Consider the following 22,026-nt stretch of genomic DNA (forward strand, 5'->3'; position numbering starts at 1 on the left):
GTAAAATTTAGTCAACCCTGCAAAATCGTCCCATAGGTCATGTTAAATTGCAAGCTTAGGCAAAAGTCCGAACAAGGATCGCCGGAATAGCCGCAAAGCACATAGGAACCGCATAAGGGGCTTTCCCGCTTGTCCTGATCTCATTCATACGAGGACCCAAGTTAACAAACTTGCTCAGTCGAATAAGTACAACAAAAACCACCGAAATCAAAAACAGAAGAACGACATAAAGAGACAAGTGATCAAATCCAATGAACATCCCCAAAGCGACATAAAGCTTGACGTCCCCAGCCCCCATCATTCTGAAAAGCCATGAAATAAGAGCTATAAGAAAGAGAACGGTTCCTGCGACCAAATCGCCGATGATGGTCGCAAAACCCGTCAGAGATGCCCAGACAAAGTATTGCGCCAAAAGCAGCAAAACCATCTTATTGGGAATCCGAAGCGATCTGTAATCGATCCGCACAACCCATACCAAAACAGCGACAACGCTGATGATAACCAGCGCGGAAAGACTATTCAGCACGGGCGGCAGATCACAAAGATTTCAGATCGCCGGACGCACGACGCGGATAGTTGACCGAGTTACGCAGCAACTCGAGGTTGTTAGCTGCCCATTCGTTCGACGGATCGATTTCATACGCTTTCAGGAAATGCGAACGCGCACCGATCAGATCACCCTGAAGCAACAGCGAATAACCGCGGTTGTTGTGATACTCGATCCGGTTTCCGATAATCCGGCGCAGCTTGGCGTAGGCCGGGTTCGACTGGTCAAAGCGACCAAGCATGTCTGCAGACGCAGCAAACCCCAGAAGCGCAACCGGATCTTCCGGTGTCGCGTTCAGCGCGGCTTTGAACTTGTTGTAGGACCGGCCATAGGCTTGGTCCTTGAACAGAAGCTGACCTACGATAATCGGGTCATCGCTTTTGTAATATTCACGATTGGAAGTGTCGCTAGCCGACGCTGCACTGTTGGAGAACGCAGAAAACTCTCCGATCGGCACGGCTTCGCAACCCGTTAGGGTCAAAGTAATTACTGCAGCGGTCACGTATCTAAGCATGTGAACCTCAAACTGGCAAAACGCCTGAATTAAAACGATCAAATTTCTTAGTCCTGACACAAATCGCACAACCAAGAGGTCATTTGAAGACCCAAAAACACATGCCGGACAGCAGATGCGATCATTTTGATACACTTGGGTAAATTGAGAGCATTAGAACAACGCGGTTGCTAAGAGCTCTGGCGACCGCAAGCGATGACTTAATGAAGACCGATTTCATAGCCTAGCAACTCAGCCAACCTTACAAAGATTTAAGCTACGGGAAACCGGGTGACGGGTTTCGGCGCATATCTAACGGTCTGGCGGCAGAACCCTGCTGGTCAAAATGGCAGTGAGGTCGATAGGATAACCCCATGAAGCTTTTGGTGCTGGAAGACGACAAGGACATCGGGGAATGGGTGCGCGACGGATTGACCCGCGCGGGCCATACGGTGGATTTGGTCACCAATGGCAAAGACGCGCTGGTCGCAGCCACGACGCGCGACTTTGATGTGTTGATCCTTGATCGCATGGTGCCCGAACTTGATGGCCTGTCCGTTCTGAAAGCCATCCGCGCCGCGCAGAACACCACGCCCGTGATTTTCCTGACGGCGCTTTCCGATATCGATGATCGCGTTGAAGGGCTGCAATCGGGCGCGGATGATTACCTATCGAAACCCTTTGCCATGACTGAACTTGAGGCACGCGTTGCCGCCCTTGGCCGCCGTGCGACCCCCAGCGCGACGCCGGAGGTGACCAAGCTGACGGTCGGCGATGTGACGCTGGATCTGCTGAAACAGACCTGCACCCGTCGTGGCCAGCCCATTGAACTGAACGGCAAGGAATTCCGCCTGCTTGAGGCGCTGATGCGGGCCAAGGGCCGTATCCAGACCCGCAACATGCTGTTGGAAAAGGTCTGGGATATGAACTTTGACCCGACCACCAGCGTCGTTGAAACGCACATGAGCCGCCTGCGGTCGAAGATCGAAAAACCCTTTGGCGATACGTTCATCCGCACCATTCGCGGGGCCGGCTATGTTGTCGACGCTTCTTAGCCTACCCAAACGGCTGTGGCGTATGTCGGCGTTGCGGCAGGCGCTGTTGCTGACAGCGCTGTTCTGGATCGCGGTCATCGGCTCTGCTGTTTATGCCGTTTTCGAAATGCGCGACGCCATTGACCGGCGTGTCGACAACCGGCTGGAAGCACGGTTCGAAATGATCCGTGCCGACATCGCCAACGGCACATTCGACACCAACGCACCGCAATACGTCGGGCTGGAACAGGTGATCTATCTGGCCCCCGATGAAAAGGACTCTCCGCTTTTTGGCAGGCGCGGCACCTTTCTGGATGATGATCTGGCACCGGACCGCCTGTTTCGCGGTAGATACCCGGACGAACCCTGGCTGTTTCTGGGAGGCCCTGCGGGGGATGGCTGGCTGATCGTCGGTCAGAACGTGGGCGAGCTGTCGATCTTTGATGACGTCCTGATGGAAGCGCTGGTCAGCATCGGCTGGATCACGCTTTTGGTGGCTTTGGCGGTCGGTCTGTTTCTGGGGTGGCGCACGCAGTTGCGGTTATCCAGGGTCACCGCCGTTCTAGACCGCGCCGCCAGTGGCGATCTGTCCGCGCGCGTTGCACAGGATCAGGACCGCGATGACCTTGATCAGCTTGGCCATCAGGTTAACGACGCTATCGGCCGGATTGCCGCCGCGCTGGATCAGGCAAAGGGTTTTTCGGCCAGCATCGCGCATGATCTGAAAACCCCCCTCACCCGTCTGCGCATACGTCTGGAAAGCGCGTTGATGTCAGACGGCGACCGTGAAGAGGAAATCGGCGCGGCGCTGGAAGAGGTGGACAAGGCCATCGCCATTTTTGATGCCTTCCTGCGCCTGTCCAAACTGGAAAGCGGCGCGTTGGAGCGGCGGTTTGAACCTGTCGATCTGGCCGCCTTGGCCAATGACATTGCAGAAACCTATGGCCCTGTGATTGAAGACAGCGGTCGTAGCCTGACGACCGACATCTCGGACGCGACGCTAAACGGTGATCCGGTGCTGCTGGGCCAGTTCCTGACCAACCTGATCCAGAACGCCCTGCGCCATACGCCCAAGGGAACGGCGCTGACAATCGTCGTGCGAAAGGGAGTTTTCGGGCTGGCCGACACTGGCCCCGGCGTTCCCGAAGACCAGCGCGATAACGTGGTGAAACCGATGTACCGGCTGGATCGCAGCCGCAGTACCGAAGGCGCGGGTCTTGGCCTTGCGCTGGCGCGGACGATTGCGCAGCGCCACAAGGCCGAATTGCGTTTATCAGAGCCTGATACTGGCGATCATGGCCTGTTCGTGCGCATGGTCTGGCCTGCGAAATAACGCACAATCCCAAACTGACAAAAGTGTAAGTTTAGCGCCAAGCAGGCGTAAATCCGGCGGCTCACATGTGTCTCATCACTTGATGCGAAAGGCACGTAAAATGAAGAATTTCCAAGACACCCTGAAACTGGTCGGCGGCGCTTTGGTGGCGCTGGTCCTGACGCCTGTCATCGCGCTGTTCGGCCTGACCATCCTTGGCCTGTCTATCGGTCTGGCCGCGCTGGTCACCGGCGGTGTCGCCGCCCGCGTCTGGAGCCAGAGCCGCGACACAGAAGAGCAGCCGGTCGACACGGACGCCACCGCAGAAGCGCAACCTGCATAACCAGCGGACCGATGACGGAAAGCACGCTGATACCAGCCGGATTTGGCGCGGTCATGCTGACATTGATCGCCCTGGCCTTGGTCACGGCGCACAGCGACCAAACCATCGGCACGGGGACGGCCACACAGGCCGCCCCGATCACCTAGATTTCACTAAAGGACCACTGATATGAACCGCACTGTTTTGGGGGGCACCGCCCTTGCTGTTTTGGGTGCCGCCACTGCAGGCTACAACGCGCTTGGCTCGATGGGGTTTGCCCAAGGCAGCCTGCAAACACCCGCCGTCGACATTGCCGTCAGCGACAGCTTTGAAGACGCGGCAACCGATGCCAAGACACAGGCCATCGTCGCCGCTGCAAATGCGTTTCTAGCCACGCTAAGCGACGAAGAACGCGCCCTGACCGTTTACGATCTGACCGACAACACACAGCGTGCCAACTGGTCGAATTTTCCCACCGGTCCCGTACAGCGGGGCGGTGTCATGCGGGGCAATCTGACCGATGATCAGAACGCCGCGATGGACGCCCTGTTGGCCGAGGTCATGAGCGCGGACGGTTACAACAACATCAAGTACCAGCTTGCCGCTGAAGAAACGCTGGATCGCGGAACAAGCGGGCGGGCGTTGTTTGGTGACGAATATTATTTTCTGTCCTTTGTCGGCACCCCGTCTGAAACCCAGCCGTGGATGCTGCAATTCGGTGGGCACCATCTGGCGATCAACGTGACGTTCTATGGCGACGATGCCGCGTTCTCGCCCATGCTGACGGGGGGTGAGCCTTTGAAGATCGACTATGACGGCGATCAGGTGTTCATCACCGAAAAGGAACTGACCGCAGCGGCGACCTTGATGGACAGCCTGAGCGACGACCAGCTGACCACCGCCATTCGCGGCAGCAAAGCGATCCAGCTTTTGACTGGCCCGGGTGAAAACGGCGTGGTTCCAGCCAATGAAGGCATCAAGGGCAGCGATCTGTCCGACGCGCAGCAGGCGCTGTTGCTGGATGTGATCGCGGCACGATTGGGCTTTATCAATGACGATGATTTTGCCGCCAACATGGCGCCGATCCGCGCGGCGCTGGACGACACGTACTTTGGTTGGTGGGGCCCCGAGGCACCGATGGGCGCGGCCTATTTCCGGATCACGGGTCCCAACCTTATTCTGGAATACGCGCCGCAGGACCTTGATGGCGACCCGACGGACCACGCGCACAACATGTATCGCGATCCGACCAATGACTACGGCGCAGCATGGTTGGCGGGCCAATGAAACGCATCGTTATCCTGACCACCATCGCCGCCTTGGCCGCTGCCCCACTGGCCGCCCATCCCCATAAGGATGTCGACCAACAAGTGGCGCTGACCGTCGCGCCGGATCATGTGGATATGGCGATCACTATCGTGCCGTCCTACGTGTCGGGCGCGGATATCTTCGACATGATTGATCGCGATCAGGACGGAACAGTCTCTGATACCGAAGCCAACCACTTCGCGAACGACGTCCTGCAAACTGCCATTCTGAAAGACGGCACAACCACGCAGGTTTGGGATCAGATCAACGCAAGTGTGCCGGACCGAGAGACGATGGCGGCCGGTGGTGGCCAGATCATCATCGCGGCCAGCACGGATGCAAACCTGACCACGGAAACGCCCGTTCAGTTCGCTATCGGCTATGACGCGATTTCACATGACTGGTTCGTGCAACCTTGGCTGAACCCAGCGGATTTCCCGATGGATCAACAGCCGAGCATCGACCGGATCAGTGACACGGAAATCACCGTCACTCTGGCCGGTTTATAAGAAAACCCCCGGCGTCCGATGTGGAGGCCGGGGGCAAATCGTTAGCCCATACGCTCGGACGCAAAGCCACCGGGGCTGGCCGGGAAGACGATGGTCTTGTTCCCGTTCTGGAATACCCGGTGGTGGATGTGCGCGTGGATTGCGCGGGCGAATACCTGTGCTTCGACATCACGGCCCAGCGACACGTAATCCGCCGCGCTTTGCGCGTGGGTGATGCGCACGATGTCCTGTTCGATGATCGGGCCTTCGTCCAGATCGGCGGTCACGTAATGCGCTGTCGCACCGATCAGTTTCACACCACGCTGGAACGCCTGCTTGTAGGGGTTCGCGCCCTTGAACGACGGCAAGAAGGAATGGTGGATGTTGATGATCCGGCCCGACATCTTCTGGCACATCTCATCCGACAGGATCTGCATGTACCGCGCCAGCACGATCAGTTCGGCACCGGTGTCGCGCACCACGTCCATGATCTCGCCCTCGGCCACAGGTTTGTTTTCCTTGGTCACGGGGATGTGGTGGAACGGCAGATCGTGGTTTTCGACGACCTTCTGATATTCGGTGTGGTTCGAGATGACCGCAACGATATCAATCGGCAGGGCACCAATGCGCCAGCGATACAGCAGATCGTTCAGGCAGTGGCCAAAGCGCGACACCATGATCACGACCTTCATCTTCACCGCTTCGTCGTGGAACGCATAGTCCATGCCGAAAGGCGAAGCGACAGGCGTGAAATCGGCCTGAAGCGCATCCAGCGTCGCGCCCTCTTCGGATACGAAACTGACGCGCATAAAGAACTTGCCCGTTTCTGGGTCGTCGAACTGGGCGCTATCGGTGATGTTGCAGCCGTGATCGGTCAGAAAGCCCGAGATCGCTGCAACGATCCCGCGGGTGGAATTACAGGTGACGGTCAGAACGTATTTGGTCACAGGTGGGTCCTCAGGTTACAGCGCAACCGCGTCGCGCATCAGTTTTTTCAGGGGATCGGCGGGGTCGGCCAGCCGGTCGGGATCGGGGCACTGGCGCGCATTGATCATGCGTTCCGCCAGCTTGATGTCTTTGGCAATGGTGTTGCCTGTCGCGATGCCGGCGGCGGCAACAAGGCGGCCTTTGGCGTCCAGTTCAAATTCCAGATAGGCATCGCCCGCCTGCCGCGTCACGCAGCGGTTTTGCGGATTATGAAAGCCTGCCATTTGCAGACCCAGATCGTATTGATCCGACCAGAACCATGGCGTCGGGGCAAAGGTCACATCTTCGCCCGCCATCGCCTTGGCCGCAGCCGCGCCCATTTCGACGGCAACGCGCCATGCCTCGAACCGTGTTTGCCCAAACTCGGGATGGTCCAGCGATGCACAGTCGCCTGCCGCAAAAATCGACGGGTCTTTTGTCTGCAGGTCAGGACCGACAACGATGCCATTGGCACAGGTCAGACCCGCATCTTCGGCCAGTTGTGTGTTCGGGATCACGCCGATTGCGGCAACAATGACCCCAGCTTCAATCGCGACGCCATCCGTCAGATGAACGGCATTTTCGGTCAGGTGCGAAATGCGCACGTCAAAGCGCAGGTCGACACCTTCGGCCTGATGACGCGCAACGATATGGTCTGCCAAGGCAGGCGACAACGCGCGACCCAAGGCACGCGGGCCAGCCTCTAGCACAGTCACTTCCACACCTTTGGTGCGCAGCACAGCGGCGAGTTCGAGGCCGATCAGCCCCGCACCGATGACGACGACACGATTGGCGGAAGCCGCGCGGTCAAAGATCGTCTTGGCGTCTTCGAACGTGCGCATCGGCAGCGCGTGTTTACCGCCTTCGCAGGGCAGCGCGCGCGGCGTCGATCCAGTGGCCAGCAGCAGTTTGTCGTAGGCAACATCCGTCCCGTCAGACAGACGCACCACGTTGTCCTGACGGTCGATGGCCGTGGCCGACACGCCCTGAAGATATGTCACATGATCCATCGCAGAGGCCGCGCAGATCGGTTTCAGAACGACGTCCTCACCCTCTGGCTTGGACATAGGCGGGCGTTCGTAGGGCAGATGCGGCTCTGCCCCGATCAGGGTCACTTGTCCCTTGTCCTTTAGGTCAAGCGCAGCACGGGCGCCGGCTTCGCCAGCGCCAATAATGACGTAACGTGTCACAGTGTCTTTCCTTAGACTTCAGACGTTATTTCGGGTCTGTTTCGCCTGTATCATCCGCATAGTCAGCGGGGTCGAACACGACGAAAAACTGATAGGCGCACCACAGTCCGGCAGCCCCGAAAAGGATCGCCCAAAAAGGTGATCCCGTGCTGAGTAGTTCTACCAATGCCCACGCAATGCAACCGGTTACAACGACGATCCTGCGCCACAATGGCCTGAAAAATGGATGCTTTACGTCGAAGGCGTTTCGCATTGGCTTCATCTCGGGTGTTATGGGAACCTTTGGCAACAATAGGCACTTGCCGGGCAATGATCCACCGCCCGGCGTGTATTTATCTGCCGGATCAGGCCAGAGTGACCGCCTGACCGGTTTTTGCAGACTGAAGCGCCGCATCCGCCAGCTCCAGCGCCCGTAGACCATCAAGGCCGGTGGTCGGCGTCGGGCGACCGTTTTCCACCGCGTCCACAAAGGCCGCGATTTCGTTCGCGTAGGCAGCGGTGTAGCGGCTCATGAAGAAGTTCAGCAGCGGCGGTTTGGTATAGCCGTCTCCATTGGCCAGCTCGATGTTGGCCTCGCGGTGGTTCATCGCCGATACCGAGCCCTTGGATCCATGCACCTCGATCCTCTGGTCATAGCCATAGGTGGCGCGGCGGGTGTTGGTGATGGTGCACTGCTTGCCGGACGCTGTGCGCAGGATGACGTTCACGCTGTCATAGTCGCCCAGCTTTTCAATCTCGGGGTCAGTCAGAACCGAGGCCTGCGCCATGACGGTTTCAACCTCCTCACCCAAAAGCCAACGGGCCACGTCGAAATCGTGGATCGTCATATCGCGGAAAATCCCGCCCGAGCTTTGGATGTAGGCAGGCGGCGGCGCACCCGGGTCGCGGGATGTCAGGGTAACCATCTCGACATCACCGATGCGGCCATCATCAATCGCCGCTTTCAGCGCGGTAAAGTCAGGGTCAAACCGACGCTGGAAGCCCACCATCAGCGTCCCGTTTTCCGCCTTGACCGTGTCGATCACCTGACGGGCGCGGGCCACGTCCAAATCGACCGGCTTTTCACAGAACACGGCCTTACCGGCGCGAACGAAATCCTCGATCAGGTCGGCGTGGGTGTCGGTGGGCGTACAGATGATCACTGCGTCGATATCATCGGCGGTCCGGATATCATCGATGCTGCGGATATCGCAGCCGTAGGCATCGCTCAGCTTTTGTGCGGCGGCCTCGATCGCGTCGGCGACGGCAACCAGAGCGGCGCCCGGAACGGTGGTGATGGCCTTGGCGTGGACCTGACCGATCCGCCCTGCCCCTAGAACACCAAATCTGACTGTCATGTTTTACCTCATAGGTCGTTTAGACGGGCAAAGCCCGCCTGTGCGCCGCAGGGTGTGACCCTGCGACGATGTTGCAAAAGTTGTTTGTGGGTGGTCAGCCTGAGGCGGACCTTATGCGGCGTCCGCATATTCGGGCTGTGTTTTGGCACCTGTGATGTAGGCCACCACGTCTTCGCCCGTGATATCGTTGTTCTTGATATCAAGGTTGGCGCAGATACGGCCACGGCGGAACACCACGATCCGGTCACACAGATCCATCACCTGACGCATGTTGTGCGAGATCAGGATCAGTGGCTCGCCGGCTTCTTTCAGCGTGCGGATGATGTTTTCGACCTGCGCCGTTTCCTGCACCCCAAGCGCCGCCGTGGGTTCGTCCATGATGGTCAGTTTGCTGTGGAACGTTGCTGTGCGGGCAATCGCCACACACTGGCGCTGACCGCCTGACATCCGTTCGATGGTGCCGCGAATGTTCGGGATTTTAACGCCCGTTTTTTCCAGCGCCCCCATCGTGCGTTCGCGCATCGCCTTGTAGTCAAGGATCGAAAACGGCCCGAATTTGAACTTAACCAGTTCGCGCCCCAGAAACAGGTTGTCGGGAACGTCCAGCTGATCGGCCAAAGCCAAGGTCTGGAACACCGTTTCAATCCCTGCATTGCGCGCGTCCATCGGGTTTTCGAAAAACACCGGCTTGCCGTCAAAGATCACGTCGCCCCGTGTGCGTTGTTCAACCCCGGTGATCTGGCGGACAAAGGTGGATTTGCCTGCACCGTTGTCCCCCATGATCGCCACGTGTTCGCCTTTGCGCAGGGTAAAGTTTGCCCCCTGCAAGGCATGCACGCCACCGTAGTGTTTGGTCAGATTGCGGGTTTCCAGAATGATATCGTTTGTCATGAAGATCGCTCCTTATGCCCGCGCTGCTGCGCGTTGACGGCGCCATTGGTCCAGTACCACGGCGGCGACGATGATGATGCCTTTGACCATTTCCTGATAGTAGGCGTCGAGGCGCAGATAGGTGAAACCCGAGATAATGACGCCAAAGATCAGCGCACCCAGAACCGTGCCCACGATCGACCCGCGACCACCGGCAAGGCTGACGCCGCCGATAACTGTCATGGCAATCGCGTCCAGTTCGTACATCACGCCCATTCCCGCCTGAGCGGTCAGGTTTTTCGACGCCAGCACCAGCGCGGACAGACCCGCCAGAATACCGGCAATGGTGTAGACCAGTACCTTGTGACGGTCGACCTTGATCCCCGACATCCGCGCCGCGTCTTCGTTCGATCCGATGGCATAGGTGTGTTTGCCGTAGACGGTGTATTTCAGGATGAAGTGGAACAGGATCGCCAGACCGATAAAGATCACCACAGGCGACCAACCGGACATGCCGTTACCAATCGCGCCGAAGGGTTCGGTCGGGAAAGAAATCGGCTGACCCTTGGACCACCACTTGGCCGCACCACGTGCCGCAACCATCATGCCCAAAGTGGCGATGAACGGCGGAATGCGGGTGTAGGCCACCAAAAGCCCGTTCACCAATCCGGCAAATGTGCCGACGGCTATGGCGACAACAATCGGAACGATAACCGGCAGGTCCATCCATGCTTCACCAAAGATCGCTTTGGGGTTCGGATTGCCATTGACCAAAGCGGTTTGCGCAAAGCTCATGGCGACCATCGCTGTCAAACCGACGATAGACCCCGGAGACAGGTCGATCCCGCCCGAGATAATGACCTGCGTGGACCCGATGGCGATGATGCCGATGATCGACACCTGAAGGATGATGATCTTCAGGCGGACCATGTTCAGGATGGTACCATCGCGGTTGGTGTTGAAGTCGAACAGAAGGCTTTGACCCTTCATATAGGGCAACACCTGCCCCAGAATTTCGAAGATCACGATGATCGCAATCAAGGCGATGAATACGTTCATCTCGTTCGGCCAGGCGCGTTTCTTTGCGTCGAACGACAAACCGCCGATACCATGGGACGTCTCGGACATCCTTTCCCCTCTCTTTTTGGCTTTCCTGATGTTTCACCTAGGAAAGAAGGCGGGCGGAGCCCAAAAGCACCGCCCCCCGAATTGCGTCTGGAACCGGATCAGTTCTTGGACGTGTATTCGTCAACGTTGGCCGGTGTGACCAGTTCGAAGGGGATGTAGACCTTCTGATCCACATCTTCGCCACGGGACAGACGCAGTGCTGCGTCAAGGGCGCCACCGCCCTGCCCTGCTGCGTTCTGGAACACGGTGACGTCCAGATCGCCCGCCTGCATCGCTGCCAGCGCGTCCTGTGTTGCGTCAACGCCGCCGACCACGATTTCCGCCATATCCAGACCCTGAGCTTTCATCGCCTGAATGGCACCAATCGCCATTTCGTCGTTGTTGGCGATTACCGCGTCAAACTCTTCGCCGGTGGACAGCCAGTTGGTCATCAGATCCTGCGCTTCGTCGCGGGACCAGTTTGCTGTCTGCTGGTCAACAACCGTGATGAAGTTACACATGTCGATGCCAAGGATGTCTTCGACGTCTTTGGTCCGCTGAACAGCCGCCTGGTTGGACAGCTCGCCCATCATCACATAGGCCTTGGCGCCGCCGCCTTTGCCCATGGCGCGCAGCATCTTGCAGACTTCGAATGTTTCCAGCGTGCCGGATTCGATTTCATTGGATGCAACAAACGCCTGATTGTCGGGGAGGGTGTCGACATTGATGGGCTGGCGGTTGACGTAAACCAGCGGAACACCGGCATCGGCGGCGGCTTTGGTCATCGCTTCGGTTGCTGAGGTATCAACCGGGTTCACGATGATGGCATCTACACCAGAGGCAGCAAAGTTGTTGATCTGGTCAAGCTGCTTGGCAACGTCGTTCTGTGCGTCTTCGATCTGGACATCGACACCTTCCATGCCATCAGCCAGTTCCTGAATACCGTTGCGCAGAACTGTCAGAAAGTTGTCGTCGAACAGTGCCATGGATACGCCGATCGTTTCGGCCATGGCCGTTGTCGACATCAGCGATGCGAAGCCCGCGGCGATCAAAGTCTTTTTCATGAGTTTCCTCCCATTATCGGCGTCCGGCACGCCATTCCCATCCGGAAGCCCCCAAGTGGTCGTTAAGGGCCAATCACTCCTCATGCTCAGGCGGGCTGCGCCTGAAGCTCTGAGGCAATGAATTCGAAAGATGCTTTCAGATCCGCAAAGGGTTCTTTCAGCGCGTGAATTTCGGGGGCAAAGCATTCATACGAAATGGCCCCTTTGTATCCGGCCTTCAGAAGGGCGCGGATTTGTTCGATGTTGCCCAGACAGTCGCGGTCATCGACCAGAACGCGGTGCTCATCCTCCATCTGGTCAACCCGCAGCGCAGGATCGACGACGCCCGAGATGTGGACGATGCCAGTGTGTTCAGGGAACATCGGCCCGCCGTCTGCCAGCGTGTGATGGAACGTGTCGTGGACCAGTTTGTAGCGGCCCGTGGCATCCAGCGCTTCGATCACTTCGACAAGTTCGGTCTTGGATCGCAGCGACGACCGCCCGAACCCTAACGGTTCGACCAAGGCGATCATGTCGGCCTCTTCCAGCATCGGAAGGACTTCTTTCAGCGCGATGCGCAGGTTGGCCTGCCGTTCGCCATTGCCGACCTGAGTGCCGTCGTTGCGGGGGATCAGGCTGATGGTTTCAGCGTCCGATGCCTTGGCTGCAGCAATGATGGTTTCCACCTTGGCCCGAATGTTGTCATCCCAGCTGTTGAAGGCGTAGACTTCGCTCATGCCAAGGATGCGCAGGCCACGGTCACGGACCATTTTGCCGGCGACCTCTGCGGGGATGCCGTCGAACAATGGACGCCCCAGATCATTGCGTACTTCGACGCCAATGCACCCAAGGTCGCGCGCCAAATCCAGAAATGTCGTAAAGTCTAGATGACGGACCGTCATCTGGTTCAGCGCAGTATGCATTTTCCCTCCCTTATCGATGCTTTGGCACCGACGATGTTGGGGGGACGCTGCGTTAGTTGCCCGATTCCGTCAATTCATCGGGCTTCATTTCCCGCCAAAAATGACGTTTTTCTGCGCATGCATTGTGACGTTTTTACGTCATCATAACATTTCAGGAAGTACGATGTGAGGCTCTAGAAAATGCTGTCCGGCGATCCCGTCGTCACCTTCGCGGACGGACCGCACCATATGGCCGACCAGATCATCGCATAGTGTACGCAGCGGTGTGGTGATCGCCATCAGCACATAACCTTCGCGCAGCGCCGCCGCGCTTTCCTTGGTCACCTCATTCACGACCAGCGCCACGCGGGGCGATGCGTGCACCTCTCGTAGGGCGGCAATCGCGCCCTCCATGCCACCGCCACCCACGTAGATACCTTTCAGGTCCGGATGCCTGCGCACCAGATCAAGCGTCGCCTCGTAGGTCAGCTGACGCGTCTCGAGGTTGACCAGAGTATCCAGCACGGAAAAGGCCGGTGCGTTTTCCCGCAGATAAGATCTGAACCCGACCTCACGCAGGTCGTGGCCGTGCCAGCGGTTGCCCCCCACAAAGATCGCAAGCTTGCCGGGTTGCGGCACCGTTTTGCTGATGGTCCAAGCCGCGATGCGGCCGATTTTCATATTGTTCAAACCGATGTAGTTGCGGCGCACGCCTTGGGCAAAATCGTTAAGCACCGAAAACACCGGCACGCCGCGCGCCTTCAGATCGGACACGACCTCGGCCAGCAGATGGTGGTTGATGGCTGTGGCCGCGATCGCATCGCAGTGCGACAGGCTTTCCAGCGCCTTGGCAAAATCCTCGGGGCTTTGGGATGGGGCATAGCGGATCACCGCCCTGCCCCGTATGTCGGTTCGCGCCGCCACGGCACGTTCAGCTTCGCGGGCAAAGTTCTGATAGAACTCTTGCCCCTTTTTGATGAAGACAAAACCGAAGGTCATTTCCGGCACAGCGGCGTCGATGTTCTGTTCGATCAGACCCCGCGCATGGTAGCCGACCTTATGCGCCGCCTGCGCGATTTTGCGCATGGTTTCTTCGCGGACCTTGGCACGACCGTTCAAGGCGCGGTCCACTGTAGTAACGCTGACCCCCGCTTCGCGGGCGACATCCTGAGTTGTGGGGCGGCGTGCCATAATCACCTCGATGACGGAAAAACGTCATAAAGACTTAGATCATGCCACGCCGTCTGGCAACTATTTCAAACCTGCCATGAATGAGACGAATTCATCATCCTTGATCGCAACGGAATGTTCGGGCGCGGGGTAAGCGCCGCGCTCAACATCGGCCCGAAATTCGCCAAAGGCGCTGACGCGTTCTTTGTGCAGACGTTCATATTCGGCTGCAAAGTCGCGGTAAGTTTTCGCATGGCGGGGCTTGTGCCCACGGGTGCATCCCAGCACGTCTTCGGCAAACAGATACTGCGCATCCGCACCCGAGCCCGCCCCCATGCCCAGCATGATCAAAGGCGTGCGTTTGCTGATCTCGGCGGCCACACGATCCGGCACGACTTCAAGCTCGGCCCCGAAGGCCCCTACCCTTTCAAGTGCGCGGACATGTTGCCAGATGCGCAGCGCGCTATCAGAGGTTTTGCCGACCGCTTTGAACCCGCCGGTCCACGTTGCCTTGGACGGGATCAGACCAACGTGGCTGACCACGGGAATGCCGTCGTCGGCCAGCGCCTTGATCGTGTTCAGGGACGACGCGCAATAAACGCAGTCACCCCCGTCCTGCATGGCGCGATGGGCCGCGCGCAGATAGTCCTCGGCGGTGACAAGCTTTCCGTAGAGTAGCCCCACCTGAACAAAGCAATCCCCCGCCGCTTCGCGCATGGCAGGGGTCCAGAGGGGATCAATGACCGACAGCATATCGATGCCAGCCTCGGCAGCGGCTTCCGCCTCCTCTGGCGTCTCTACGTACAACATTGTCAGCGTCCGCTCGCCCTTAAGCGCGCGGATATCAGCGACGGTGGGTCGTGTGCTGCGCATCTCAGACCTCGATCATCACACGGTCGCCTTCAACCTTCACCTTGTAGGTGTTCAGGTTGACGCAAGCCGGCGCACGCAGGGCTTCGCCCGTGCGGTAATCGAATGTCGCATTATGCTTAGGGCACTCGATTTCGTACTCCATCACCAGACCGTTTTCCAAATGCACGTCTTCGTGGGTGCATTTGCCGTCGGTGCAAAAGAAGTCGCCGTCAGGAGAGTGATAAATCGCATAGGTGCGATCGCCGTGATCAAAGCGGATCAGGTCTTCTTCTTCGATGTCGCTTGTCGCGCAGGCATCAATCCAGGGCATGGTCCTGTTTCCTTCGTTATGCGTGGGTGTGTCGATTATTCCGCAGCGGCGCCCAAGGCAGCACTGTGAAAGTCTTCGCGATAGGCTTTTGCCGTGCCGGGCAGATCGCGCTTCAGGAAGTAATCCTCGTTCGCCAACTGGCGCTTAAGCGCGGGCCACATTTCGGCAAATCCCTCGGCAATCGACCTGTTCGGCGCAGGCAGATCGTGTTTGATCGCCTCGTGCAGCGCGGGCAGCTGATGGTACGGCACCATGGGGAACATGTGGTGTTCCACATGGTAGTTCATGTTCCAGTAAATGAAGCGCGAAATCGGGTTCATATAAACCGTGCGGCTGTTCAGACGGTGGTCGATCACGTTGTCCGCCAGACCACCGTGTTGCAGCAGCCCCGTCATCACATGGTGCCACGCCCCATAGAACCGCGGCAGGCCGATCACCATCAAGGGCAGGATCGATCCCATCCAGACCGCCAAGCCAATCGTCGCCGCATAGATCAGCACCCAGACACGCGCGACACGGATCACCTTGGGCTGTTCCTGCTCGGGAATATAGGTGGCCTCTTCGGGATGAATGCGGCCCGATGCGTTATAAAGCATACGCGCCCAGCCTGCCGGTGCATCCAGAAGACCAAAAAAATTGGCGATGACGCGGGCAAATTCCACAGGACGCATGATCGCGATTTCAGGATCACGCCCCACGATGATCGTGTCAGTGTGGTGGCGCGTATGGCTCCACCGCCAGGTCACCGGGTTCCGCACCATGCAGAAGCTCGCGATCTGGTAAAGCCAGTCATTGTATTGCCGCGTTTTAAAGGCGGTGCCGTGGCTGCATTCATGCCAGCGGGAATCCATCGCAGAGGCATAAAGAACGCCGTAAGCCAGCCAGAACGGCGCAGACCACCATGACGGCCACAGCGCGATCCCGATAGCGGCCAAAACCACCATGGCAGTGAACAGGATAATGGTGTCCCGGATGGCCGGACCATCAGACCGCTTCATCAAGGCCTTCATCTCTTTCCGGGAAATGTCGGTATGATACCACTCGGCCGCAGCAAGACCGGTCTCAACTGCGCGGGCCGCATCCGGGCCCAACATCGAATAATCGCGCTTTCCCATAGGTCCCTCCCCTCAAGCGTTTGCGAGAGATTATGGGAAGCACCGCGCGAACCGAAGAAAACTCGCTTGCGATCACATCAAAACACATCAATCATGATCGGAATTATGATGGGATCACATCAACGCCATGGCCAGAAAACCGACGATCACCGACCTCGCCCGCGAATGTGGACTTGGGCCCGCGACTGTGGACCGCGTATTACACGAACGACCCAATGTCTCGGACCGTGCCCGAGAACTGGTGGCGCAGGCTGCTGCCCGTCTGGGGTATCCGGTGCCTGCGACGCTGTCCCTGCACAGCCGCGCCGATCTTCCCAAGCTGACCCTTGGCTTTGTGCTGCACAAACAAGGGCAGTCGTTTTATCAGGATTTTGCACGGGAAATCGAAAAGGCCTGTCAGGCGCGAAGCGACGTTTCGATCACGCCGCACATCCGCTTTTCTCCGTCCCAATCGCCAGAGGATTTCGTGCGGGAAATGACCGCTGCCGCCGAACAATGCGACGCGATTGCCGCCACGGCCGTGAACCACACCAGCACCGCGCGTGTCACCGAAGATCTGATGAAACAGGGTGTTCCCGTCTTCTCGGCCTTGAACGATTTCGCACGCTCTGCCGGTGCCGGATATTTCGGGATGGACAATATGAAGGTCGGCCGGATTGCAGCTTCGGTCATGGCGATGCGACATCAACGGGACTGCACCGTTGGCGTCATGATCGGTGGCACGCGGTGGCATGGACAAGCGATGCGAGAAACAGGCTTTCGGACCTACCTGCGGGAATATGCACCCCAAATTCAGGTGCTGGACACGTTGGTCAATCTTGAGACGCGGCAACTGACATATGAGGCGACTTTGGATTTGCTGAACCGTGTTCCCGATCTGGCCGGCATGTATGTTGCCGGTGGCGGCATGGAAGGTGCAATCGCCGCTGTACGCGAGGCGCGCCCACCCAACAAGATCGCGCTGATCGTGAATGAACTGACCCCTGAAAGCCGCAGCGCTTTGGCGGATCGCTATCTGACGCTGGTCGTCGCAACGCCCTTGGAAAAACTGTGCCAACGCCTGATCGATAGCATGGTTCAGCGGATTCAAGAGCCGGAACAGAAACCCTCAATTCCGGCAATGTTAGAGCCGCTTTTGTATTTACCAGAGTCTATTTAAGCCGGAATGGACTCTATTGTTGCTGCGCCTCTAGCTCGGCGATCAGTGCCTTCATCTCGGCGATTTCGCGCACCTGAGCTTCGATGATACCGTCAGCTAACTCTCGCACACGAGGATCCGAAAGCTCGGCCCGACGCGATGTCATGATCGCGATCGAGTGGTGCGGGATCATGGCACGCATGTAGCTGACATCCTGGACCGTTACCTGAGACCGAACCAGAAACAACGACCCGGCAGAAACAACCAAAGCGCCCACAAAGATCGCAAAATTCGCTGCCTTGTTCTGATACATAGACAGCATGAACGCCAACATGATGATCGCCATCACAGCCCCCATCAACAAGGCCATGTATGTCCGCGTTTCGGAAAACGTCACATGATCCAGAGCGTAGGTGTTCAGGTACATGAGACCGAACATCACGATGGTTGAGGTGATAATCATGGCCGCAAAACGTGCGTAGGACATTGGAAACTCCGTTGACTGGTTGCCAAACCAACGCAGACCCTACGGATCGGTTCCGGTTGTCAGCCCCCTGCCCTATCACTCAGCCGCTATAATCACGCGGCTAAGGCCTTGAGGCGCCCGTAACAGCTTCGTTCCAGATGCAACTCCCCTACCCTGCTTTTCGCAATCATCCCGCGCAGATATCCTGCCGGTGACTTCACCTCGCCGGACGTGTGCTTTTCAAAGACCAAAGCCACTGCAATCGCCGCCGCCTGTGGTCCCATATAGGCTTGGGCTGTGTCCCAGGATTTCTGTGGAATGCCGATCATCGGGGCCAGCTGCCCTGCCATTCTATGCAGATCCGCCCAATCCCTCAGAGACAGGCCAAGGTTTTTGGCCCACGACGTGAAATCAGGACAGGCTTGCGCAATGGTCGCGAGATCGATTTTTGCGGCTTCTTTGCAGTTTCCGTCGTTTGGTTTCTGGGCTGTCGTTTCTTTAGTGTCGCAGGAATCCCCAACATTACTTTTTACAGATTCAAGTTTATTTGTAGTTTGTAAGTGGGGTTCATTTTTGGACGTCTTGGTATCCATTTCCGTGTCAAAAAGACGTTCAATCCGCGATTTAAGCTGGTCGAATAGCCCAGCAATCCGACGCAATTTTTCGGTGTTTGTTTTACGCGTTGGCAAATGTGTTAGCAGTTCATCGAAGGCCGCTGACAAATCCGCCCAAGGCCCTTTGATCCTTTCTTGAACGGCGGCTTCCAGACGTGCACGGATCAAACGGCGCGTGATGGTGATGTGGCGTTTCAGCGTTTGGTATTCGGCGCGCTCTTGCTGCAGGTCTTCGTGCAGCGCTTCGAACTCTGCTGTCCGTGCAGCGAGTGGCGACAGATCGAACCCATAAGCTTCGACAATCTCGCCACGGGCATCACGATGCCCCCAACGTTTGCCGTTCGGGCTGTCTTTGAAGGCAATGACTCCAGCCGCCGCCAGCCGGTTCACATGGCGTTTCAGCGCGGACAGGGAAAAACCGGTGTGCTCCATCAAAAGCGCGTTCGAGGGCCACACGATGGCCCTTTGCCCGTGCGTCCAATCCTGCGGCTGGGAAAACGCGGCGAGCGTGTCCAGTAGCATCACATCACTGGCTTTCAGCCCGATCTGAACGCCCACACGTTTCACCGCCAACATCGCGCGTTGCTTGGGCACGTCCATGTGTTCACCGGCATCAGCGTAAGTGTCAGATTCGCGCACAGCCAAGGATGCCTTGCGCCAGCCGGTGTTGGGGCAGGGTGTGCGCATAGCTTCACCGTTCTGAGCCCGTGTGACCTCAGTCATCCCAAGTGGGATCGTATCAATTTTTCCCATTATTTTGTCAGCAGACAAAGAAATCCCGTTCGCTCAAGAGCGTTTTGACTTGTATGGCGATTCGGGGACTGCTAGATTCTAGGTGCTAATCTAAGAATTGCGCTTTGCGCAGCAGCCCTCGGAACCTTGGTTTCGGGGGTTTCTTATTACTGCCTTCCTCCTTTCTGCTCGTCCTCAGGTGTCATCCGACGAGTTTACAGCTGTAAACTCGGCATAGGATTTCTTGATGATCTCAGTGAGATTGTTGTCCAACCAATTCGCAAACGCAGCGTTCGTACCGGTTTTCTTAACCGACATCGAAACAGCGCCGCGGCTGGATTTGATGGTTACTCCGTCGATCGGCGTGACCTCGGCCAAGCCTGAATTGGGCCGGGGCACACGTTTGGTGGCCTCTTTGATCAGCGTTTCCAGCCGATCATCCGAGGGCATTTCGGGGGCCATCTTGGCAAGGATGCCAAGGGCGGCTTTGTCGGTCAGCTTTTTGGCGATGAAAAGCTCTGCCAATTCTGTCCAACGGGGGCGGCCCGATTTGGGCGCGGCCCCGATCTGATCGCCGACTTTCGTCGGGATATTCTGGGTGACCTTTGTCAGATGCGACAGGCCAGATGCGGACAGGTTCAACACCTGACGCACGGTGGCAGTGTCGTGGCCTGCGTTCTGAATGGCTTCGGCAAAGCGGGCCTTTTCGTAGAACGACAGGTTGCGCCGTGCCGCGTTTTCCAGACCCTTGGCAAGAAGGGCGGTCGCGTCATCCAGATCCTGAACGTTGGCGCGTACCTTGATGCCAAGTTCACGGCAGGCTTTCAGGCGGCGACGGCCATAGATCGCCTCGTACCGGCCATCAGTGGTTTTCGACCGGCGCACAAGGATCGGCACCTGCTGGCCACCGTCCTGAATGCTGGTTTTCAGCGCCTCAAGGCTTTGGTCATCGTCATCCGAGTTTACAGCTGTAAACTCGTCCAAACGATCAACCGGGCCCCAATCATCGATCAGGTTCGGATCAATCTCGCGGATTGACGCAAGCGATCCTTGCAGCGCGCCAAGGGCAGGGGCGCTGGTTTTCGGCGTCTTTTCAGTGTTGCCTGTGCCGGACCGTGCGATGGTGCTGGCGATGCCGGACATGTCCCGAAGTGTCTTTCTGGCCATTAGCTACGTCCCCATGCTTGCTGGATCATGGCTTCTACTTCTTGCCCGACGGCATCCATCGACCCCTTCGCGCGGTCATACGTGGCGCGGGTCATTTCCGAGCGGACTACTTCATAGATCGACTGTTTCAACATGGTTGCATCACTGATCGCGGTACTTTTCAGGGCCGTTGCTGACATGACGCGATCCTGGAACAGGGCCCGCATGAACGACGTCAGTTGCTGCGATGGTACGTCTGTCGGTTCGTCACGGGTGATCAGGAACTTGAAGTGGTCATAGTTCAGCGACGCGCCTGCATCTTCGATCACGCCCATGTAAGCGCCGGCGAGTTCAAGGAACTGCGCGGTGGACGACACGTCCAGCATCGACGGGGTCAACGGCACGATCAGAGAGCTTGCAGCCGCCATGCCGGCAATGGTCAGGAAGCCCAATTGCGGTGGGCTGTCCATCAGAACCAGATCAAAATCGTCCTCGACCTGTGCCAAGGCGTTCCGGATGCGGGTAAAGAACGGCTGGTCGGGATTTGAATGTACCGCCGATTCAGTCTCGAATTCCGACAGCATCAGTCTCGAAGGCGCGATGGACAGGCCGGGGAAATATGTTGGCTGAACCACCTCGGTCATGGGCACCGGATCGTCATAGCGGACCGCGTCGTAAATGGTCAGTCCGTCGAATTCGATTTCTGGGCTGATCCCGCACATCGACGTCAAAGACCCCTGAGGATCGAGGTCGACCAGCAAAACGCGATAGCCGCGCAGGGCAAAATAGTGGGCCAGGTGTACGGTGGTCGTACTTTTGCTGGACCCGCCTTTAAAGTTCATCAGCTGCCAGACCTGAAGCTTTTCATCGCCGGTCCGGCGGGGCAGGTAGCGCCCCTTTTTCCGAGACGATTTCTCGAGAATTTCGCGGGCATCCCAGATTTCCTGAGCGGTATAATAGCGCCGTCCGCCGCGTTGTTCCTGCGGTTCGGGAATGGTGCCTTCGGCGTGCACTTTGCGCATGAATTGTCCCGAAACACCCAAAAGCTCAGCCGCCTCGGGGGCGGCGAAACTACGGAGCGTTTTGGTGTTGTCTGGCGCGAATGCCGACAGTAGATGTTCACGGATCGCCGCGTTCAGCCGTTCGGAAATATCCGTGGCGAGTGCGGAGGGCCGTTCATCTGTGAGTGGTGTCACCGGAATCATCTGGTTGCCTCAATTTTAAAAATGTGGGCTTTTTCGCGCCACTTGAGGACAAGAGCGATGATTCAGAAGGTTAAGTCAAGCATTTTCCCTTATTTTGTGGGGCCGCCTGTAGGTGCAGACTAAATGCATGGTGGGCTTCTATCAAGAGTTTACAGCTGTAAACGAGGTCGACGCGGCACTGTGGTTCGAATGGCTGTCCCTGAAAGTCCCAGTTCGCAGGGCAGGAACGTGAACCGCGAAAAGCTATAGCTTTTGCTTATCAGGATCGTTCATCTTTCTAATTGAGCCTGACCCGCTGCCCATGACAACTGTGACCCAAAGTTTCAAAGGAGATACCC

Annotated in this window: 24 protein-coding genes; 7 read left to right on the plus strand and 17 right to left on the minus strand. The window is 57.6% G+C overall.

What is annotated here, in order from left to right; translation table 11 throughout:
- Window positions 1-55 precede the first annotated feature (55 nt).
- A complete protein-coding gene (locus C4S59_RS18280) occupies window positions 56-526 on the minus strand; it encodes a prepilin peptidase (RefSeq protein WP_160006953.1) in 471 nt (156 codons plus the stop codon).
- A gap of 10 nt (window positions 527-536) precedes the next feature.
- Window positions 537-1,061, minus strand: coding sequence for a tetratricopeptide repeat protein (locus tag C4S59_RS18285; protein ID WP_103911886.1), 525 nt, complete (start codon window positions 1,059-1,061; stop codon window positions 537-539).
- 353 nt (window positions 1,062-1,414) lie between these two features.
- Between C4S59_RS18285 and C4S59_RS18290 the strand changes: the two genes are divergently transcribed.
- The 6 genes from C4S59_RS18290 to C4S59_RS18310 all read left to right on the plus strand — a co-directional run bounded on the left by C4S59_RS18290 (window position 1,415) and on the right by C4S59_RS18310 (window position 5,525).
- Window positions 1,415-2,095, plus strand: coding sequence for a response regulator transcription factor (locus tag C4S59_RS18290; RefSeq protein WP_103911844.1), 681 nt, complete (start codon window positions 1,415-1,417; stop codon window positions 2,093-2,095).
- Window positions 2,076-3,407 (plus strand): sensor histidine kinase, encoded by a 1,332-nt coding sequence (locus tag C4S59_RS18295; RefSeq protein WP_103911845.1) that lies wholly within the window; start codon window positions 2,076-2,078, stop codon window positions 3,405-3,407. The genes C4S59_RS18290 and C4S59_RS18295 overlap by 20 nt, the downstream gene beginning before the upstream one ends.
- Before the next feature lie 100 nt (window positions 3,408-3,507).
- Window positions 3,508-3,729, plus strand: a complete 222-nt coding sequence (locus C4S59_RS18300) for a hypothetical protein (protein WP_103911846.1) — start codon at window positions 3,508-3,510, stop codon at window positions 3,727-3,729.
- A gap of 11 nt (window positions 3,730-3,740) precedes the next feature.
- A complete protein-coding gene (locus tag C4S59_RS19875; RefSeq protein WP_268810638.1) occupies window positions 3,741-3,875 on the plus strand; it encodes a hypothetical protein in 135 nt (44 codons plus the stop codon).
- A gap of 22 nt (window positions 3,876-3,897) precedes the next feature.
- Window positions 3,898-4,995 (plus strand): DUF3500 domain-containing protein, encoded by a 1,098-nt coding sequence (locus tag C4S59_RS18305; protein ID WP_103911847.1) that lies wholly within the window; start codon window positions 3,898-3,900, stop codon window positions 4,993-4,995.
- Complete coding sequence (locus C4S59_RS18310; protein WP_103911848.1) at window positions 4,992-5,525, plus strand: DUF1007 family protein; 534 nt, start codon at window positions 4,992-4,994, stop codon at window positions 5,523-5,525. The genes C4S59_RS18305 and C4S59_RS18310 overlap by 4 nt, the downstream gene beginning before the upstream one ends.
- 41 nt (window positions 5,526-5,566) lie before the next feature.
- Here C4S59_RS18310 and purU read toward each other — a convergent pair whose 3' ends face one another.
- The 11 genes from purU to C4S59_RS18370 all read right to left on the minus strand — a co-directional run bounded on the left by purU (window position 5,567) and on the right by C4S59_RS18370 (window position 16,387).
- The gene (gene purU, locus C4S59_RS18315; protein WP_103911849.1) at window positions 5,567-6,451 is read right to left on the minus strand and encodes a formyltetrahydrofolate deformylase; all 885 of its coding nucleotides are present in this window, start codon (window positions 6,449-6,451) and stop codon (window positions 5,567-5,569) included.
- 15 nt (window positions 6,452-6,466) lie between these two features.
- Window positions 6,467-7,660 carry an NAD(P)/FAD-dependent oxidoreductase gene (locus C4S59_RS18320; protein WP_103911850.1) on the minus strand — a complete coding sequence of 398 codons (1,194 nt, stop codon included), beginning with the start codon at window positions 7,658-7,660 and terminating at the stop codon, window positions 6,467-6,469.
- A gap of 344 nt (window positions 7,661-8,004) precedes the next feature.
- Window positions 8,005-8,997 (minus strand): inositol 2-dehydrogenase, encoded by a 993-nt coding sequence (gene iolG, locus C4S59_RS18330; protein WP_103911851.1) that lies wholly within the window; start codon window positions 8,995-8,997, stop codon window positions 8,005-8,007.
- Window positions 8,998-9,108: 111 nt separating this feature from the next.
- The gene (locus tag C4S59_RS18335; RefSeq protein ID WP_103911852.1) at window positions 9,109-9,888 is read right to left on the minus strand and encodes an ATP-binding cassette domain-containing protein; all 780 of its coding nucleotides are present in this window, start codon (window positions 9,886-9,888) and stop codon (window positions 9,109-9,111) included.
- 12 nt (window positions 9,889-9,900) lie between these two features.
- A complete protein-coding gene (locus C4S59_RS18340; RefSeq protein WP_103911853.1) occupies window positions 9,901-10,995 on the minus strand; it encodes an ABC transporter permease in 1,095 nt (364 codons plus the stop codon).
- 98 nt (window positions 10,996-11,093) lie between these two features.
- On the minus strand, window positions 11,094-12,038 hold the full coding sequence (locus C4S59_RS18345; RefSeq protein WP_103911854.1) for a sugar ABC transporter substrate-binding protein: 945 nt from the start codon (window positions 12,036-12,038) through the stop codon (window positions 11,094-11,096).
- An 86-nt stretch (window positions 12,039-12,124) separates the two neighbouring features.
- Window positions 12,125-12,940, minus strand: a complete 816-nt coding sequence (locus C4S59_RS18350) for a TIM barrel protein (RefSeq protein ID WP_103911855.1) — start codon at window positions 12,938-12,940, stop codon at window positions 12,125-12,127.
- Between the two features lie 141 nt (window positions 12,941-13,081).
- Window positions 13,082-14,110 (minus strand): LacI family DNA-binding transcriptional regulator, encoded by a 1,029-nt coding sequence (locus C4S59_RS18355; RefSeq protein ID WP_103911856.1) that lies wholly within the window; start codon window positions 14,108-14,110, stop codon window positions 13,082-13,084.
- 60 nt (window positions 14,111-14,170) lie between these two features.
- The gene (locus tag C4S59_RS18360) at window positions 14,171-14,962 is read right to left on the minus strand and encodes a 3-methyl-2-oxobutanoate hydroxymethyltransferase (RefSeq protein WP_103911857.1); all 792 of its coding nucleotides are present in this window, start codon (window positions 14,960-14,962) and stop codon (window positions 14,171-14,173) included.
- 1 nt (window position 14,963) lies between these two features.
- Entirely contained in the window at window positions 14,964-15,272 is a 309-nt protein-coding gene (locus tag C4S59_RS18365; protein WP_103911858.1) for a MocE family 2Fe-2S type ferredoxin, read from the minus strand.
- A 35-nt stretch (window positions 15,273-15,307) separates the two neighbouring features.
- On the minus strand, window positions 15,308-16,387 hold the full coding sequence (locus tag C4S59_RS18370; RefSeq protein WP_103911859.1) for a fatty acid desaturase family protein: 1,080 nt from the start codon (window positions 16,385-16,387) through the stop codon (window positions 15,308-15,310).
- A gap of 127 nt (window positions 16,388-16,514) precedes the next feature.
- On the opposite strand from C4S59_RS18370, the gene C4S59_RS18375 reads away from it, so the two are divergent.
- Window positions 16,515-17,546 carry a LacI family DNA-binding transcriptional regulator gene (locus tag C4S59_RS18375; RefSeq protein ID WP_103911860.1) on the plus strand — a complete coding sequence of 344 codons (1,032 nt, stop codon included), beginning with the start codon at window positions 16,515-16,517 and terminating at the stop codon, window positions 17,544-17,546.
- Window positions 17,547-17,559: 13 nt separating this feature from the next.
- Here the strand turns inward: C4S59_RS18375 and C4S59_RS18380 are convergent, their stop codons facing one another.
- The 4 genes from C4S59_RS18380 to repA form a co-directional block, all read right to left on the minus strand.
- On the minus strand, window positions 17,560-18,012 hold the full coding sequence (locus C4S59_RS18380; RefSeq protein WP_103911861.1) for a DUF305 domain-containing protein: 453 nt from the start codon (window positions 18,010-18,012) through the stop codon (window positions 17,560-17,562).
- 92 nt (window positions 18,013-18,104) lie between these two features.
- Window positions 18,105-19,358, minus strand: coding sequence for a plasmid replication protein RepC (repC, locus tag C4S59_RS18385; RefSeq protein ID WP_234994828.1), 1,254 nt, complete (start codon window positions 19,356-19,358; stop codon window positions 18,105-18,107).
- A 174-nt stretch (window positions 19,359-19,532) separates the two neighbouring features.
- Window positions 19,533-20,504, minus strand: a complete 972-nt coding sequence (gene repB, locus C4S59_RS18390; protein WP_103911863.1) for a plasmid partitioning protein RepB — start codon at window positions 20,502-20,504, stop codon at window positions 19,533-19,535.
- Window positions 20,504-21,688 carry a plasmid partitioning protein RepA gene (repA, locus tag C4S59_RS18395; protein WP_103911864.1) on the minus strand — a complete coding sequence of 395 codons (1,185 nt, stop codon included), beginning with the start codon at window positions 21,686-21,688 and terminating at the stop codon, window positions 20,504-20,506. The genes repB and repA overlap by 1 nt, the downstream gene beginning before the upstream one ends.
- Window positions 21,689-22,026: the final 338 nt, after the last annotated feature.

Source organism: Thalassococcus halodurans (assembly GCF_900108225.1).
Lineage (GTDB): Bacteria > Pseudomonadota > Alphaproteobacteria > Rhodobacterales > Rhodobacteraceae > Thalassococcus > Thalassococcus halodurans.